This window comes from Monashia sp. HAY1-5C, assembly GCF_056755255.1.
Genome location: NZ_JBPGXG010000710.1, coordinates 1 through 239, shown reverse-complemented (window position 1 = coordinate 239; position 239 = coordinate 1). Strand labels below are relative to the sequence as shown.

Genomic DNA, 239 nt, shown 5'->3' with positions numbered 1-239 from the left:
AAGACGACACACCAGGTGTAGCTCCGTCTCGTGGGCTCGGAGATGTGTATAAGAGACAGCTCCGGGGACGTGCAGACCCTCCGCTCGCTCGGCGCCGAGCTGCTCGCCGGCAACGTCGAGCACGCCGCCCAGATCCTCGGCCGGCCGCACCTGTCTCTTATACACATCTCCGAGCCCACGAGACGGAGCTACATCTCGTATGCCGTGTTTTGTTTGGGAAAGGGGGGGGGGGGGGGGGG

1 protein-coding gene is annotated in these 239 nt (G+C 64.9%); it reads left to right on the top strand.

Features of this window, described 5'->3' with window-relative positions:
- Nucleotides 1–42 precede the first annotated feature (42 nt).
- Nucleotides 43–239: hypothetical protein (locus tag ACR9ZK_RS23280; RefSeq protein ID WP_481344280.1), on the top strand; the 197-nt coding region annotated here is incomplete at its 3' end.